Genomic DNA, 16906 nt, shown 5'->3' on the forward strand with positions numbered 1-16906 from the left:
AGTCCAGTTATTTAATTAAAATTTGAGAGAATTTCCAGAGACCGGCATCCCGATTTTTCGGGATGCTTCCTCATTAATACCCAATTAAATTGTATGATATGAAACAACTTTTTACAGGGATGCTACTCGCCGTTGCTTTCTGTGCCGCGGCGCAGCCGAAGCCGGAACATAACCTCCGGCAAACCGATCTCCCGCGGAAATGGGACGAAGCCATGCCGCTGGGGAACGGGATGATCGGCGCCCTCATCTGGCAGAAATCGGACAAGCTGCGGTTTTCGCTGGACAGGGTAGATCTGTGGGACGACCGGCCCATGGCCAACATCGACAAGCTGACTTTCAAATACGTAACGGAGCAGGTCCACAAAAAGGATTACGCCCCCGTTCAGCAATTGGGCGACGTGCCCTACGAAGCCAACGCCGCACCCACCAAAATCCCCGGCGCCTCGCTGGAACTGGACATGAAAGGCTGGGGAAACCCCGTTTCCTCCGTGCTGGACATCAGCAACGGTGTGCACGAAGCCCGGTTCGCTTCCGGGGCGGTTTTCCGCACCTACGTGCACGCGGGGCAGGATGTAGGCGTGTTTTCGCTGGAAGGCGCGGTTTTCAGTCCCGAGCTCATCGCGCCGTCGTATGTCTCGGAAAGCAAGGGCGGTGAAGCCACGAGCGTAGACGGGCAAAGCCTGGTAAGACTGGGATACGGAAAGGGAACGGTCACCAAAGGCGCGAACGCCATCCGTTACCGGCAACCGACTTACGAAGGGCATTTTTACGAAGTATTGGTAGAATGGACCGTGAAAAACGGTAAAACCACCGGCTGGTGGACGATCACCCCCGATCGGCCCGCCGTTATTCCTGCCGCTTCCAAAAACGAAGCGAAGAACTGGAAAAGCCACGCCGCCTGGTGGGCCGCTTTCTGGAAACGCTCTTCCATCCAACTGCCCGAGCCCCTGCTCGAAAAACAATACTATCTCGATATGTACAAATTCGGCAGCGTAGCCCGTGCGCATACGCCGCCGATCTCCCTGCAAGCGGTGTGGACGGCAGATAACGGCCATCTTCCGCCGTGGAAGGGCGATTTCCACCACGATCTCAACACCCAGCTGAGCTATTGGCCCGGGTATACCGCCAACCATACCGATCTCACGGAAGGTTTTACCAATTGGCTCTGGAACACCCGCGCGGAAAACGAACGCTATACGAAGCAGTATTTCGGGGTGGAAGGGCTCAACGTTCCCGGCGTTACCACGCTTACCGGCAAGCCCATGGGCGGATGGATCCAGTATTCTTTCAGTCCCACCGTGGCGGCGTGGCTGGCGCAGCATTTCTACTGGCAATGGAAGTTCAGCGGCGACGAAAAGTTCCTCCGGGAACGCTGCAAGCCATGGTTCGACCGGGTGGCCGTTTACCTGAAGAACGTCCGCGTCAAGGATCCCGCTACCGGTGTGTACAAATTGCCGCTCAGCTCATCGCCCGAATATCATGACAACAGCATCGATGCCTGGTTCACCGATTATTCGAACTACGACCTCGCGCTCATCCGTTTCTTCTTCACCGCATATGCCGAAGTGGCCGCAGCGGCGGGAGACGGATCGGTGCCTCCGGCCGCGGACGCCCTGAAAAACTATCCGGAACTATTCAGTGTAGACGGAAGGCTGGCCATCGCGCCGGGGCATCCGCAATTATCGTCGCACCGCCACCATAGCAACCTCATGGCGATTTATCCGGTAAAGATTTTGTCGTACGACCGGCCGGACGACCGCCGGGTGATCGACAGTTCCCTGGCCTGGATGAGCCGCAAAGGAACCAGGGCCTGGGTGGGTTATTCTTTTGCCTGGGCGGCGTGCCTATACGCGCAAACGGGCAATGGGGACAGTACGGTGAGCTATCTGCGGAAGTTTGCGTCGAACTTCGTGTTGAGCAACAGTTTCCATGTGAACGGCGATCAGAAAGGCGGACAATATTCCGGGTTTACATACCGTCCGTTTACGCTGGAAGGCAACTTCGCGTATGCGCAGGGTGTACACGAAATGCTGCTCCAAACCCGCGATGGCGTGGTGCTGCTTTTTCCGGCTACTCCGAAAGACTGGAAGGCGGCTGGTTTCCAGCAACTGCGCAGCGAAAGCGGTTGCCTGGTCAGCGCTTCGCTGGAAGGCGGAAAACTGAAAAGCGTGACTTTTGCGTCCGATAAAAATCAAACCGTGAAAGTGAAGCGGAATACGCCCGTGGGGAACATCGCTCCCGGGAAATCCGCTGTGGACGGGGATGTGATCACTGTAGAACTGAAGAAGGGCCGGCCCGTTACTTTGTTAGTAGATTGAGGAAACATACCGAATGAAAAAGGCTCCACGTGTTTTGCGTGGAGCCTTTTTTATGCCGGGGCATTATTATGGAACAATAAAGAATTCATGGACGCCCATGGCCGGAAGACTGATTTCCGCATCGGGCGCAAACCGTTCGCCGCTTTGCAAACGCTGTAGGCCGGAGGGTTTCAGCGATCCCCAAACGAACTTCGTGCTTTGCGCGGTTTTTTCGGGATTAAACAATCGCACCATGAGGCTGCCGTTTTCCTGCGGTGTGATGGAAGTGGCGATGACGGATTGATTGCTGAGGCTGAAGAGGCTCTGTGGCACAGTTACCCCGGCTTTCAGCGGGAAGCTCAGGAAGGGCTGGGTGAACATGGCCGCGGCTTTTTCCATATCGGCGCCGCTGTTTTCCGCGTGGGGGCGCAAAGCGTACCGGTAGCTGCTCACGCCTTCCTGGTCGGATTTGTAATTGGTATGCCAGTAATTGTTCATGACGTACGCGAACCATGTGGCGGTGGGTTTCCCGTCTTTCCGCCATTCCTTGTGGCTTTGCGAAATGGTCAACCGCTCGTCGATCATGGCGCCGGGCTCTACCATTGGTGTTTCGAGCAGCATCCATTGGACACCGCGGTTTTCATCGGAAACGTTCAGCCACCGGCGGCCGTAGAGGAAATCCATGTTGGAGCCGGGAAGCTGATCATCCAGGTAGCGCATGGTGCCATAACCCGCGTCCAATGTAGTTGTGGGCGATGTGATGCCGAAGGGGAACCCGAAATGCAGGGCTTCCTTGCTACGAACGGGCTTTTTGTCTACGATATTCTCTATCACCGCTTCTTTCGCGCCGGCATACAGGATGATGCGCTTTTCGAGGGAGCGCGCGCCGGGCGCTTCGCCTTTCAGTGAAATTACCGTCAACACCGGCCCTTCGTCGATAACGCTGGCCGTGAGCGCAGGCGTGGTTTGCGCGCCGGCGGGGTCTCTGCCGGGAACGTACCAGTAACTGTTCAGGCCCTGATCGCCGAACTGGCCGGCGAGGTTATGCCCGTCCGGCCCGGAAAGTTGCGTGATGCTCCCATTCCCCGGATGCCACGCCAGCGAAACGAATCCGTTGGAAAGGCCTTGCGCGCTGCGTTTGAACGGCGTCGCGGTTTTAACGGTTTCGTCGGAAACGGTGTAAACGGCCGATCCGAAGGGAGGGACGTTTTCTGCGATGAATGCGTAGCGGCCGTTGTGGATTTTTTGCAGGGGGGATTTTTTTCCTTTCGCATCTTTCACCGAAGCGCCTGCCACCTGTATTTCAACGGGCCCCGACGCCGGCCATGAGTGCGTGTTTACGACTACGATCTTTTTAGAAGTGGCGTCTGTAAAGGGTTCCAGGAGGGAGGTCGCCAGTGCGCCCGTCTGTTGGTCGCCGTCTTGCATGAACTGCTTCTTGATCCGCCATTGCTCCGTCACGAAATCGACATCGGGTTGGGAAATGCTGTTATGCGCACCCCAGGTATGTTCGTGGAACATGAGGATGTTGGTCCAGGCTTCGTAGAACTGCCGGCTGGAATAGCGTTTCGGCGACAGAATGGCGTAAGCGTTGGCGATCTGCTGGAGGCGCAGGCTGTTGACGCGGTTCTTCCCTTCTTCCTGCGCAGTAGAAGCGGCACCGTCTTCCCAATAAGGTGTGATGTCTCCGGAAACCACCGGCAAGTCTTTCCCGTATTGCTTTTCGAATGCGGGGAAAAGTCGGTCGGGCGTGGAAAGCACGATTTTCGGTGACGAATATTTTTCATTCCATTCCTTCACGAAACGGCTGATGGCAGTGTCTATCGGCCCATTGTCGGCCACAACGTTATAACGCCATTGCACGAGGGTGTAGGGATAGTTTTTGTTGGCCAGGTCCTGGAGGTATTCGGCGATCTTCTTCGCGCCCCGTTCGAAAACGGCGCCGGGTGCGGTACCATGCCAGGAAGAATAACCTTTCCCGCCTGTCCAGAAGAGGATTTTCTCTTCTCCCGACGGACTTTTCCAGTACACCGGCTTATCGCCCCAGGTGCGCACGAAATGCCCGACACGGTCGCCGAGGTAGGGATGGTTCTCGCCCAGGTAATTCGGGCCGCTGGAGAAATATTTCACGCCCCCTTTCGCCAGGGCCGTGACCGTAGACCAGGTGTAACCCGGCACGTCGGAGATCATGGCGCTGGGGATGGTAAACCCGAACTCCTTCCGCAATTGCTGCGCGTAGTCGGTGTAATGGAACATTTCTTCCGGGAGGCTCAGCCCGGTGAGGATGTTGGCGTACAGCGCCGAAAGACAGATGTCGCCATTTTTCACGGCCTGGACGAACGCGGCTTTCCGGTCGGCGCTGGCCTGTTTTATCCAATGCTCCACGGCCCACAGCGATTCGATGTTCCAGCGGAATTTCGCTTCGTCGGGGTAATGCTTCGTGGAAGCGATCATGTCGAGCGCATCGTCGATATTCTTGAGGTGGATTTTCAGGACGTCGGGCTGTAAATGTGAGTAGCCGATGTCGGTATGGGAATGATGGATGAAATGCAGTTCCCGGTGGATGATCGGAGCGAGCTGCACGAATTTGTCGGTAATCACTTTCTTCCCGTCGAGCACTTTGACCCGGATGCTGTCTGCCCGCTGCACGGGCGTTACCGGTACATCGAAGTTGGAAAGGCCGTCCGTCGCCACGAATGAATACGTGGCATTGCCCGCCTCCACCCGGTATGTGCGCGGCATTCCGAAATGGAGGGCCGTCAGCGTGAGGGGCTGCTTCCCGTTCCGCAACAGGAAAGGCTGTGGCGCAATGTCCACTTTTTCCTGGAACGTGAATTTGAAGGTCATGTACCAGTCGTTGCTTTGCTGCGCCTGTCCTACCACTTTCAACACTACCGGTTTTCCGGGCTGAACGGCGGAAACGGGCAGCCGCAGGAAAGCGAGGCCGTGCGCGTCATTGGCGCCGTCGCGCTTCGTTTGCATGAACACGATCCGGCTGCTGTCGGGCCCGGCGTACGACCAGTTCGGGTTGCTGTTGCCGGGGATGGTGGTGAACGTCAGCATTTTTTTGTTGTTGACATACAGGTCCCAATGGCGGTTGCCGCTGCTGGTGGCCGACGAGTGGCCCGCCACCCAGCTGAAATAGACATATTTCCCTTTGACCTTCGCGGGAACGGGAGCTGTTTCCCAGACGATTTCCTTGTGGCCGTCTGTAGCGCGGGTCAGCAGGGCGATGTTGGCATCGTCGGGGAAAGCAGAGAAATACCGGATGTTTTCGCCGGAAATTTCTTTTTCGTATCCGCTGATCCAGTCGATCTGCCCGAAATACGGCACTGTTTTTTGCGCGGTCGCCTGTAGAGCACAAGCCGCCAGCGCGGCTATTATCATCATCCTCATAGTCAGTTATTTATTGGCTGATGGGCAGCATCTCGCCGGAAGCGATCTCTTCCAGGGTTTTGCCCTTCGTTTCGAAAAGGTATTTTTTAGCGTAAAAGAAGGAGATAAGGCAACAGGCGGAGAAAATGAAGAACGTGGCCGCCACCCCGATGCCGTCGCGCAGCATGGGGAAGAGGAGGTTCACGAGCCAGTCAGACACCCACATGGTCAGGATGCACATCGACAAAGCCGTTCCCCGCACGTGCGTCGGGAAAATTTCCGTAGCGATGACGAATTTCAAGGGCCCGAGCGAAAACGCGAAGAAAAGGAGGAACAGCATGATGGACAGGAGCATCCCCCATCCCGTAACGCCCGCCAGGAAGCAGGTGGCCGTGGCAGCGAGGGCAATCGCCGAGCAGAGCGAACCTACGATGTACAGCGGTCGTCTGCCCAGGGAGTCGACTTTCCAGATGGCGATGAAAGTGAACAGCGTGTTGGCCGCGCCGAGCATCACCTGGTACAATAGCGCGTCGCTCGCTACGATGCCGGTGCTTTTCAGGATGGTGGGACCGTAAAAAATAACCGCGTTGATGCCGCTGAATTGCGACAGGGCTGTGAGTACCGCCGCCATAACGAGTAAATTCCGCAGGGGCGGGCGCATCAGTTCGTTGAACCCGCCGGCCGGTTTTTGCGACAGCGCGGTGATGGCGGTCATTTCGCGTCGCGCTTCTTCCGGGCCGCTGATGTTGGTGAGGATGGAAAGGGCTTCGTCGTTGCGGCCGTATTGCGCCAGCCAGCGCGGGCTTTCCGGCACAATGGTCAGCAGCAGGAAAAACGCCCCGGCAGGCAGCGCGCCCACGAGGAACATGCCTCTCCAGACTTCCGCCGCGAACAGCCAGCCCCAAACGCCGTCGGTACTGGCGCCGGCCGCGTGGCGCTGGATGAAAAGGTTGCTGATGTAGGCGCAGAGGATGCCGATGGTGATAGCGAGCTGGTAAAACGTGACGAGCCGCCCGCGCTGGCGGGCCGGCGCCAGCTCGGAAATATACAGCGGCGAAATATTGGAAGCCACGCCCACGCCCATTCCTGCCAGTATCCGGAACCCGATGAGCATGGTGTAAGAGGTAGACCACGCAAACCCCGCGGCGCTCACAAGAAACAGGATGGCGGCGAGGAAAAGCACTTTCTTGCGGCCGATACGGTCGCTGAGGTTGCCGGAGAACAATACGCCGATGATGCAGCCCAGCAGCGCGCAAGACACGAACCAGCCTTCCTGCGAGGCGGAAAGGCCGAACTGTGATTTCACGGGGTCGATGATGCCGCTGACAACGGCCATGTCGAACCCGAAAAGAAACCCGCCCAGCGCGGCGATGAGCGTAACGGTGATGGTGAAGAACTGTTGACGGTTTGGCTTCATAACGTAGGATTTATAATTCAGCAATGATCGTCTTTAACGTACGCTACCACGAGGGACGCGGGACTTTCACCTTCGTTGCGGCATGTGTAGGCATTTGCTTCCGCAGGCACCACGAATGTTTCTGCGTAATGGAACATTTGTTCTAATCCGCCGGCGGCCACGCTGATCGCGGATCCCGAAACGAGCATGCAGATGTGGCATTGCCCGTTGGTAGGGATTTCCACGGTGCCGGTGAACTCGTACCGGTCAACGGTGTAGAAATGTTCCGGGTGGGTAGGCAGGTGGATTTTTCGGCCGGTGTCCCAACTCTGCGCGATTTGCGGTTGGGAGATGAGCTCTTCCGGGACCCGATCGCCCTTGCGGTCGAAATACAGGTTGGCGAAGGCATGATCAAGATGGATGGGGCGCGGCTGGCCGTTGAGGCCGGGCCGGAGCCAGTCGTACATCTTGAACGTGAAGATATAGGGGGTGCTGCTGATCTCCAGCACGAGGTTGTTTTTTCCGGAGGCGTGAACGGTACCGTTGGGAATGAGGTAGAGCCCATGCTTTTCCGCGGGGAACCGTTGCACATATCGCTCCACGTCCAGCGGGATGGATTTTTCCTGCGCGTCGTTCAGCGCCGAACGGAATTCCCGCGGATCGATGTTTTCCTGGAAACCAAGGTACACCGCGGCTTCCGGCTCGCAGTCGAGTATATAATACGTTTCGTCCTGCGTGAAATTTTCCCCGAAATGTTCGCGGACGTTTTCCGGGCGCGGGTGGCACTGGATGGAGAGGTTACCGCCGTCGTAAGTGTCGAGGAAATCGAAACGGATGGGGAATTCTGTACCGAAGCGCTGGGCCGCTTTGCCGAGGAGTTGTTGATTGTTGCGGTAGGCGAGGAAGTCGAACGAAACCTCCATCAGCAAGCCTTTCCCTTCCAGCACGATCCCGTTTTCAGGCGTGATCAGCTCAAACGACCAGGCGTAATTCACTTCGTCGGGGTTGAGGCCGGCGAGGTGTTTTTTCATCCAGTTCCCGCCCCAGACGCCGGCTTCGAACCAGGGCCGGGCGCGGAAAGGCGTGCGCAGAAGCTCGTCGAGCGAGGCGCGGAAATCGTCGCCGGTCATGAAGGTGAGGGTTGCTTCCCGTTGCGCGTCGGCCATGATGGCGATACGCGGCAGGAGGGAGGCTTTGTGCAAGTTCAGTACCGGCCAGTCTACGAAGTAAAAGCGTTTATACGTTGCCGTTTCCGACCCGATGTTGGTGATACTGCCGGCCCGCATGCGGTATTGAATTTCGTTTTTGGGAACGTCGGCGTAGACCAGCATTCCGTCGGGGGAAGCAAGCGCGGCGCCCGTTCCGTATATAATGTGGATGCCGGGCGTGCTGGCGGGCCTGAGCATGGCGAGTTTGGACGGATCGAAGAAATCCCCCAGGGCGCCGGTGTATTTTTTTCCGAACACGGGATCGTCGCCACCGAGGGAAGCGGCGACTATTTCATCGATGACGGAAGTGTCGTACAGGCAGGCATTCACATCGTACCAATGCGCAGGAATCCCGCGGCGCTGCAAAGCGGTGTGCAATTGCGCACGGAAGGTTTCCCATAGCATGCCGCCGAACCCGTCTATCACCACCCGCGTTTCTCCCGCTATCTTTTCTGCCAGCGCATCGAACCCTTCGGCAATGGCGCGGCCGGTTTTGCAGGAAGGGAAAATATTGTAGCCTTCTGTGGGTTGGGCTTGAACGGGCAGCAATGGCTGGGAACTGAGGCGTGCAGGCGGTTTGGTGGATGCGTCTTTCAACGCGGCGGCGCCGGTGAGGATGCAGGGCTCAGTTTCCAGGCAGTAGGACAGGTGGATGTTCAGTCCGTTCAAACGCTGTTGCAGCGCAGGCCCGAAGTGCGCAGCCGCCCGGGCGATGTTACCGCCGATCACGAGCTCTTTACATGCAAATGCTTCCAGCCTTGGACGAAGGAAAGCGCCAAGGTTGTCGCCGAAGGTTTCGAAAATGGGGAGGGCGGTTTCGATGTGCACCGTGGCCATTTCGCGGACGGAAGTGATGGGTTGTCCCGTGGCGGTGGCGAAAGCGCGGAGGAGCCAGCGGGTGGAAAAGTAATCATCGGCCAGGGCGTCTTCGAACGGTTGGTCGAAAAACGCGCCGGAAGCGGGAATGCCGGGGCCTGATCCGGCCAGTTCGCCGTTTGCCAGGAAGGCCGATCCGAAACCCGTGCCCAGCGTCAGCAGTACCGTTTTTTTCCCTTGCAGCTGCATGCGCTGTTGCGCGCCCAATGCGAAACAATGCGCATCGTTCGCAAAAAGCACCGGCAAACCGGCGGTTTCCGGCCTGTCCTGCAACGCCTGCTTCACATGCAGCCCGAAAAGCTGTCCGAATTTCCCCACCGTTGCCGGGATGGCGCAGACGCCCTTTTTGTAATCGAACGGCCCGGGGAACGCGATCCCGATGGCCACCGTTCCTTCCATCATCACCTCGCCGATGCATGCGGCGATGGTACCGATGACGGTCTCCGCCGGTGCATGTGAATCCAGTTGGCGATGCGCCATGCGCAAAGGCGCGTCTGGCGCCCCGTCGTTAAATATTCCGGCGGAAACATGGCTCCCGCCTACATCCACCCCAATTCGTCGTTGTGCTTGCATGTAGATTTATATCGGTCTTTTGATGTTACTGATCTGCTTGCTATGGATATTTTCGGTCCCGACGGGATTCCCGTTTGCCGGGTGCCGTTCGGGCCTGTTCACTGTTTATACATCCATATTGTACATATGTACAAACATATTCAATTTGTCCATCGGTACAAAAATAATTTTCGACTGGCGGTAAGAATGATGCAAGTGAGGGCTTTATATAGTATGTTTTTGAAGAAAGCGGCCCTGGTGGCCTTATTTTTCGGGTGTTTGACCGCCTGTTTACCGGCGTCGGCGCAAGACGGTATTTCCGCCACGATGGCCGTCCAGCAAGCGATCCGTAAATCCGGGCGTGCGGTGGTGAAGGTCTTTGCGTTCGATACGGTGAAGCAGGTGCAAACCGGCGGACCGTTCAGCGCGGTGGTCGTTTCCGCGGATGGATGGCTGCTGACGGCCGCCCATGCATCGCGGCCCGGGCATACCTACCTCGTTACTTTTCCCGGCGGGAAAACCGCGCTGGCCGTAGGGATGGGCCGGATCGACACCGACGAAAAAGAAACCCTGCCAGACATCGCCACGATGAAGCTCCTCGCCGCCGGCCCATGGCCATTCGCGGAAATGGGCGCCGCGGCGAAAAAGGGAGACGCCTGTATGATGCTGGCTTTCCCCGAATCCACCGGGCTGCCGTTCCCCACGCTACGCTTCGGGCTCGTCACCGATCCGGCAGACGGGCACGGGTTCCTCATTTCCGGATGCACGATGGAAGTGGGGGATTCCGGCGGGCCGGTTTTCGATATGGACGGCAGGGTGATCGGGGTGAACAGTCGCTGCCAGGCGGCGGAAGCCCTCAATCATCATGTGCCCGTAACCGAATTCAGGAAATATTGGTCGTCGCTCACCCGGCAGGCCAATTACCACCAATACCCGCAACCAGACAGCGGTTGGGATGTGCCCGTTCCCCCGGCGATCGTTCCCGTGCTTCCGCCGCGCACGCTGGCGATACAGGGCGCGGTTGGGTTGATCAGTAAAGGAAAAACGACCGGCGGAACGGTCTGGCGTTCCGGTAAGCGGGGAACGTTCATCATCGGCAAGCTTTCCGAACTGGGGGATACGGTTTGGTTGAAAACAGCCGGTGGAAAGGAAATCCGGTTGAAAGTAGTGGCGCGCGATCCTGGAAATGACCTGGTATTGCTGTCTGCCGGAAAGGATCTCCGCTTGCCGGGTGTGGAAAATCTCGCGCGGAATGGGGAGGAGCCTGTGCTTGGAGGGTTCCTTTTCGCCGCGCTGCCAGGCGGAAAGCAGAAAAGAGGGATCACCGGCACCGGGACGTTCGACATGCCGCCCCGCCTCAGCAGCGGGTATTTCGGCGCGAAGCTGGTTGAGAAAAACACCGGTGCCTCCATCGCGTTCCTCGATCCGCAGGGCCCCGCATCGCGGAGCGGTTTTTTGCCGGACGATCAACTGTTGCGCATCAACGATCTGCCATCCTCGGGCTTCGTCAACGATCTCCAGCGATATCAACCCCATCAAACCATCACCATTACTTTTCAACGCGGCGACAGTCTACTCCGCAAATCCGTCACCCTCGCGCAGCGCCTGGAAGCGCCGCTTAACAACCATCCCGCGGAAATGTATGAAGGCGGGAAAAGCGGGCGCAGGGATGGTTTCACGAAAGTATGGTTCAGCGACCTGCACATCTCTTCCACCGAATGCGGTTCACCGGTTTTCGACGAAGAGGCCCGGTTCTGCGGGATCGCCATCGCCAGGTACAGCCGCACTGCGACGGTGGTTTTGCATGCCGCGGAGATCGTTCGCTGGATGGGATCGCTGTCGCTTTGATGAGCCGTTCCGATGTTATTTTGACTTTTGCTTCCTGAATTTTGTTGCTTGCTTGTCTATGTAAGGGAGCGGCTTTTATTTCGTGCCTTATCGTTATGAAAGGTAGATCAGACGCCGCGTTTCTATTCCAGCAACTGCCGCATGCCAATGGCGAAGCGGTGTTGATGCAATTGCACGGGTGCTACTTCGACCGGATTTTCAAGCTGGTCCTTTCGCTCGTAAAACACCGCGAATCCGCTGAGGAACTGGCCAGCGACGTGTTCGTCCAGCTCTGGCAGCGCCGCGATAAATTGTCTGAAATCAGGAATCCCGAAGTGTATCTCTACGTCACCGCCCGCAACAAAGCCTTCACTTTCCTCAAGCAGCAGCATAATTTTACCGATCCGCTCGATGGGATCGATGATTTCAAACTGGAACTGGCCCGGTCTCCGGAAGACCTCCTTATTTCCTCGGAGATGCTCCACCGCATCAATATGGCCATCAACGAACTACCCCCCAAATGCAAGCTCATCTTTCAGCTGGTGAAGGAACAATCTTTCAAATACCGTGAAGTGGCTGAAATCCTCAATCTTTCCCTCAAAACCGTAGAGGCCCAGATGGGTATCGCCATGAAAAAACTGGGGAAAGCCATCGCTTTTTCCACTATCTGAAATTTTTTCATTTCCATTTAAGGGTACCGGGCATTTTTTGCACTCCTTCTATAAACGACCGGCATTTTTCCATATGAACAGAATCTGGGAATTACTCGCTAAGAAATTCAGTCAAGAGATCACGGAGCAGGAGAGCCGGGAGTTGGAGGATTTGCTCAAAACGCACCAGCGCGATTTCCAGCAGAACGAAATGCTGCAGGCCGCCTGGGAGCTGGATGCCGTGGCGCCGGAAGACGATGGCGCCCGCGGGCGCAGCGAGTTGCGGCTGAAGAAAATGCTGGGTGAGGTGGCGGTGGAAGTGCCGGGAGAAGAGGCCGTCGTTCCGTTCGTAGTTAAAAAAACGCATTTCCGGCGATACGCCAAATTGTACATCGCGGGGCTGGTGAATGTGGCGGCCATTGCCCTGGTATTGGTGTTGCCGCGTTTGGGAGGAGGCGATCCGCTGTACAACAAGATCAATACGGAGCGCGGCGCCAAAACCACGGTGCATTTGCCCGATGGGTCTGTCGTAACCCTCAATTCCGGCAGCCGGCTGAGTTACAACAAGGATTTCGGCGAAAAGAACCGCGAAATCAGGCTGGAAGGGGAAGCCTATTTCGATGTGGTGAAAAACCCCGGCATGCCGATGATCGTTTCCACCGGGAACGTGGAAGTGAAAGTGCTCGGTACCACCTTCAACGTAAAAGCCTACCCGGAAGATTCGGTAGTGGAAGCGTCCCTGTTCACCGGTACCATCCAGCTGACCACCGAGCAGGACCCGGAACGGGTGATCATGATGCGCCCCCGGGAAAAGGTCACCATCAGCCATCAGCACGATCAACTCGCCACCGCAGCTTCCACCCGCGATAAAATGAACGAAACCGTTTCCCTCCGGCAGGTGATGTTCAACCGGTCAGACAGCAGTTTCGACGAAACCGCCTGGATGAAGAACAAAATCGTTTTCAAATCCGTCCGCTTCCGCGACGTAGCCAACGAATTACAGCGTAAATTCAACACAGACATACATTTCAACGATACCATTTTCCAGGACATCCGCATAACGGGAACATTCTCCGATGAATCCATCCACGAGATCATTCTTGAATTGCAGCAAACCATACCATTTCAGTACACCAGTTCGGGCCATAAAATCTATATCAGCCAATAATTAAATACCTGTAGAGAAAGGTATTCCACGTCTTCGGCACAGACGCATTTTTATACAACAATGCTTTACATACATGGGATGATGCGGCTTCCGGAAGCCGCAGGTATCGCCTGTTGCCTAATATGTTCATTTTAAAAACCAAAATTGACATGACTTTGATACAATGCTGCAGGTTTTTGCTGTATGCGACGGTGATACTTTGCCTGGGGCCTTTCCATGGCGCGTATGCACAGCAAGTCGGCATTCCCGGCGGGAAGAAGACGGTCAGGCAGGTGCTCGAGTTCGTAGAGCAGACTTCTTCGTACCGTTTCCTCTATACCGAAGATCCCGCGTTCGACCGGATTGCGGGCAGCTACGAGGGGAAAGGCGAGATCGCCCAGGTCCTCAACGCCGTCCTCAAACAAACGGATATCACTTACCGCGTAAACGCCAATAAGCTCGTCACCCTCCAGACACCACGCTCGGCGCAGCTGGCGGCTAAAGACAGTGTAGGCGAAAATGTTACTGTTTCCGGCACTATCTCCAATCTGCAGAACCAGCCCATCGCTTCGGTCAGTATTTATTTGAAAGCCAATCCGCTCGTAGGTACGGTGTCCGACAAAAACGGCTATTTCATCATCAGCAACATTCCCCGCCATTCCGTGCTGGTGCTTTCTTCCGTGGGTTATAGGACGCAGGAGGTGGAAGTAAAGTCCATCCCCGCCGGCAGCCTCCGCAAGTTCCCCGTGCTCATGGAACTGGAAAGCCTCACACAGAGCGAAGTGGTAGTAACCGGAACGGGCACGCAGAAGAAAGTGAGTGTGGTTGGTGCTATCACCACCGTGAACCCCTCCGAGCTCAAGGGCCCTACGCGCTCCCTCACCACGCAGCTCGCGGGAAGGGTGGCCGGCGTCACGTTCGTACAGCAATCCGGGCAACCGGGGCAAGACGGTGCTTCCTTCATCATCCGCGGCATCAATTCCGTGACGGGGAACACTTCGCCGCTGGTGCTGATCGACGGGCTGAGGAGGAACATCGATGACGTAGACCCCAACGACGTGGCCACTTTCACCGTGCTGAAAGATGCGTCTGCCACGGCGGTTTACGGGCTGGAAGGCGCGAACGGCATCATCGTCATCACCACGAAAACGGGTAAAGTGGCCTCGCGGCCCACGATCCGGCTTTCGGCTTCGTCTTCCATCAACAACGCCAGCTACAAACCGAAATGGGTGGATGCGCCTACTTATGCGCGGATGAAGAACGAGGCGCTGGTAGTCCGCGGGAAGCGGCCATACTACTCGGAAGCCGACATCGCCCGGTTTGCGGACGATGACATGGATTTTTACCCGAATGTAGATTGGTACGAAACCATGGTCAAGCAAAACAACCGCTCCAATCGCGCCAACTTCAATATCAGCGGCGGCGGCAATGCCGTTACCTACTATATGTCCGGCGGCTTCTACAATGAAAAAGGCATGTTCAACGCCCGGAACGATAATAACGCCAACTACAACCAGTTCAATTTCCGCTCCAACCTCCGCGCCGACCTTTCGCCTACCACCGCGCTGGGACTGGGCTTTGACGGGCGCTACAATACTACGACCGAGCCGGGGCAAGGGGTTGGCAACCTGCTGAATATCATGAACATGATCAACCCTACATTGTTCCCTGCGGAATTTTCGAACGGCATGGCGCCGGAGGAGCCGGCCAATATCAGGAACCCCTGGTCGCTGCTCAATAAAACCGGCTTCGTGAAGCGGTATCAGAATTACATGTCTACCAATGTGAACGTTACGCAGAAGCTGGACTTCCTCACGCAAGGGCTTTTCCTGAACGGGATCGTGTCTTTTACGAAAGGGAATGTGTATGCGCACCGCTATTCCAAGAATTACCAGCAGCATGCGCCGGATTTCGCCAACAGCCACATGGGTACCGGGCGTGATGAAAACGGGAAGCTGGTCACCATTAACAAAACGCCGGACATCGACGACAAGATGCAGTTCGTGTACGAGGCGCCAACGGGCGACCGTGTCATAGAACTGCAGGGGAGCATCAATTATGCGCGGACGTTCGGGAAACTCTCCACCACGGGGCTGCTGTTGTACAAACAGCGCGAATACCTGACCGATGCGCCGGGCGGCTCGGGCGCCACGTTGCTGATCAATGCCCTGCCGGCCCGGGAGCAATCCGTAGCCGGGCGGGTGACTTTGGGATGGGACGACCGCTATTTCACGGATGTGAATTTCGGGGCCTCGGGCTCGCAGATGTTCACGCCCGACAAACGCTGGTCTTCGTTCCCCTCGATCGGTTTCGGCTGGGTGCCGTCTTCCGAAAAATTCTGGGGCGGGATGGAAGACGTCGTAGACTTCCTCAAGTTCCGGGTTTCTTATGGATCGGTGGGTTCTGCCGGCAATGCGGAGCGTTTTGGGTACATGGCCACTTCCGGGCCGGTGACCGGATATGTGTTCGGGTTTGGACGGGCGGCAGGCAGTGGACTGGGGATTCCCGGTGTGGGAGAGTCGCGGCTGGAGCAGCTGGGCCTTACCTGGGAACGCAACCGGAAATTGAACCTGGGCGCCGAGATCGGGCTGTTCCGTGCGTTAAAGATCATCGTAGATGCATATAGCTACACCAACAACGATCAGCTGATTTTCCTGAACAGGTTGCCAGCCACGCTCGGCCTCCCTTCCGTGCCCCGTGCCAACCTCGGGAGAACGAAATCGGAAGGGGTCGATATCGATCTGACGTACGCCAAATCCTGGGGGAATTTCAAGATCAGCTATATCAAGGGCATCATCAGCTATAACAAAAATACCATCCTGGAAAACGGGCAGCTCGATCCCAAAGTTTCATACCAAAGCGGGATCGGGCTGGATTATGGCCGGCAACTGAACTACATCGCGCTGGGGCTTTTCAAAGACCAGAAAGATATCGACAACAGTCCGGTGCAAACCTGGAACAAAGTGATGCCGGGCGATATCAAGTATAAAGACATCGACGGAGACGGGGTGATCACTCCGAACGACCGGATCTGGGCAGGCAACAGCTACCCCAAATGGAGCTACTCGCTGGCGTTGGATTTACGGTATAAAAAGTGGACGCTCGCTACCCGCGCCATCGGCAAATTCAACCTGTACAGGTCCATCAGCGGCGGAAGGATTCCCTTCAACCCCTACAACTCCGGCGGTACGGATAACGGCGCCGTGTACCAGGCATCGGTGAACGACCATTGGTCGCCGGCTTCCTGGTCGGGTACCACTGCCACTGAGAATTTCAACGCCACCTATCCACGGCTCGGATTCGGAACGGACAATCAGAACAACGCGCAAACATCCACTTTCTGGCTGCGGGAATCGTCGTACCTGCGGATTGCGGACGCGGAGCTCGGTTATAACTGGACGCCCCGCACGAAAAAATCTCCCTTCAAGAGCATCTATTACTACGGGCGCTGCGATAACGTGATCACCTTTTCCCGTTTCAAAGACTGGAACCCCGAACAGGAATCATCGTTCGCTTATCCATTGAAACGTACGCTTTCAGTGGGGCTGGAAATTGGATTTGACCTTTAAAAACCGTTT

The 16906-nt window shown here is 56.5% G+C and carries 8 protein-coding genes; 5 read left to right on the forward strand and 3 right to left on the reverse strand.

Going from position 1 to position 16906, the window contains the following annotated elements; all coding sequences use genetic code 11:
- Positions 1–98 precede the first annotated feature (98 nt).
- Positions 99–2318, forward strand: a complete 2220-nt coding sequence (locus WJU22_RS12740) for a glycosyl hydrolase family 95 catalytic domain-containing protein (RefSeq protein WP_341843612.1) — start codon at positions 99–101, stop codon at positions 2316–2318.
- A 66-nt stretch (positions 2319–2384) separates the two neighbouring features.
- On the opposite strand, the gene WJU22_RS12745 is transcribed toward WJU22_RS12740, so the two are convergent.
- From WJU22_RS12745 to WJU22_RS12755, 3 genes are read right to left on the reverse strand one after another with little or no spacing between them, the layout of a single operon-like run.
- Complete coding sequence (locus WJU22_RS12745; RefSeq protein ID WP_341843613.1) at positions 2385–5693, reverse strand: hypothetical protein; 3309 nt, start codon at positions 5691–5693, stop codon at positions 2385–2387.
- A gap of 10 nt (positions 5694–5703) precedes the next feature.
- Positions 5704–7089 (reverse strand): sugar porter family MFS transporter, encoded by a 1386-nt coding sequence (locus WJU22_RS12750; protein WP_341843614.1) that lies wholly within the window; start codon positions 7087–7089, stop codon positions 5704–5706.
- 17 nt (positions 7090–7106) lie between these two features.
- Positions 7107–9725, reverse strand: coding sequence for an ROK family protein (locus WJU22_RS12755; protein ID WP_341843615.1), 2619 nt, complete (start codon positions 9723–9725; stop codon positions 7107–7109).
- Positions 9726–9983: 258 nt separating this feature from the next.
- Here WJU22_RS12755 and WJU22_RS12760 point away from each other — a divergent pair, with 258 nt between their 5' ends.
- The 4 genes from WJU22_RS12760 to WJU22_RS12775 all read left to right on the forward strand — a co-directional run bounded on the left by WJU22_RS12760 (position 9984) and on the right by WJU22_RS12775 (position 16897).
- Positions 9984–11552 carry a S1 family peptidase gene (locus WJU22_RS12760; protein WP_341843616.1) on the forward strand — a complete coding sequence of 523 codons (1569 nt, stop codon included), beginning with the start codon at positions 9984–9986 and terminating at the stop codon, positions 11550–11552.
- 95 nt (positions 11553–11647) lie between these two features.
- Positions 11648–12202, forward strand: a complete 555-nt coding sequence (locus WJU22_RS12765; RefSeq protein WP_341843617.1) for an RNA polymerase sigma factor — start codon at positions 11648–11650, stop codon at positions 12200–12202.
- A 73-nt stretch (positions 12203–12275) separates the two neighbouring features.
- Positions 12276–13349 carry a FecR family protein gene (locus WJU22_RS12770; protein WP_341843618.1) on the forward strand — a complete coding sequence of 358 codons (1074 nt, stop codon included), beginning with the start codon at positions 12276–12278 and terminating at the stop codon, positions 13347–13349.
- 149 nt (positions 13350–13498) lie between these two features.
- Entirely contained in the window at positions 13499–16897 is a 3399-nt protein-coding gene (locus WJU22_RS12775; protein WP_341843619.1) for a TonB-dependent receptor, read from the forward strand.
- Positions 16898–16906: the final 9 nt, after the last annotated feature.

Origin of the sequence: Chitinophaga caseinilytica (assembly GCF_038396765.1) — a bacterium.
In the GTDB taxonomy this organism is placed as follows: Bacteria; Bacteroidota; Bacteroidia; order Chitinophagales; family Chitinophagaceae; genus Chitinophaga; species Chitinophaga caseinilytica.

Coding starts and splice junctions, on each gene's coding strand:
- WJU22_RS12740 (WP_341843612.1), top strand. CDS start 99: ATGAAACAACTTTTTACAGGGATGCTACTCGCCGTTGCTTTCTGTGCC.
- WJU22_RS12745 (WP_341843613.1), bottom strand. CDS start 5,693: ATGAGGATGATGATAATAGCCGCGCTGGCGGCTTGTGCTCTACAGGCG.
- WJU22_RS12750 (WP_341843614.1), bottom strand. CDS start 7,089: ATGAAGCCAAACCGTCAACAGTTCTTCACCATCACCGTTACGCTCATC.
- WJU22_RS12755 (WP_341843615.1), bottom strand. CDS start 9,725: ATGCAAGCACAACGACGAATTGGGGTGGATGTAGGCGGGAGCCATGTT.
- WJU22_RS12765 (WP_341843617.1), top strand. CDS start 11,648: ATGAAAGGTAGATCAGACGCCGCGTTTCTATTCCAGCAACTGCCGCAT.
- WJU22_RS12770 (WP_341843618.1), top strand. CDS start 12,276: ATGAACAGAATCTGGGAATTACTCGCTAAGAAATTCAGTCAAGAGATC.
- WJU22_RS12775 (WP_341843619.1), top strand. CDS start 13,499: ATGACTTTGATACAATGCTGCAGGTTTTTGCTGTATGCGACGGTGATA.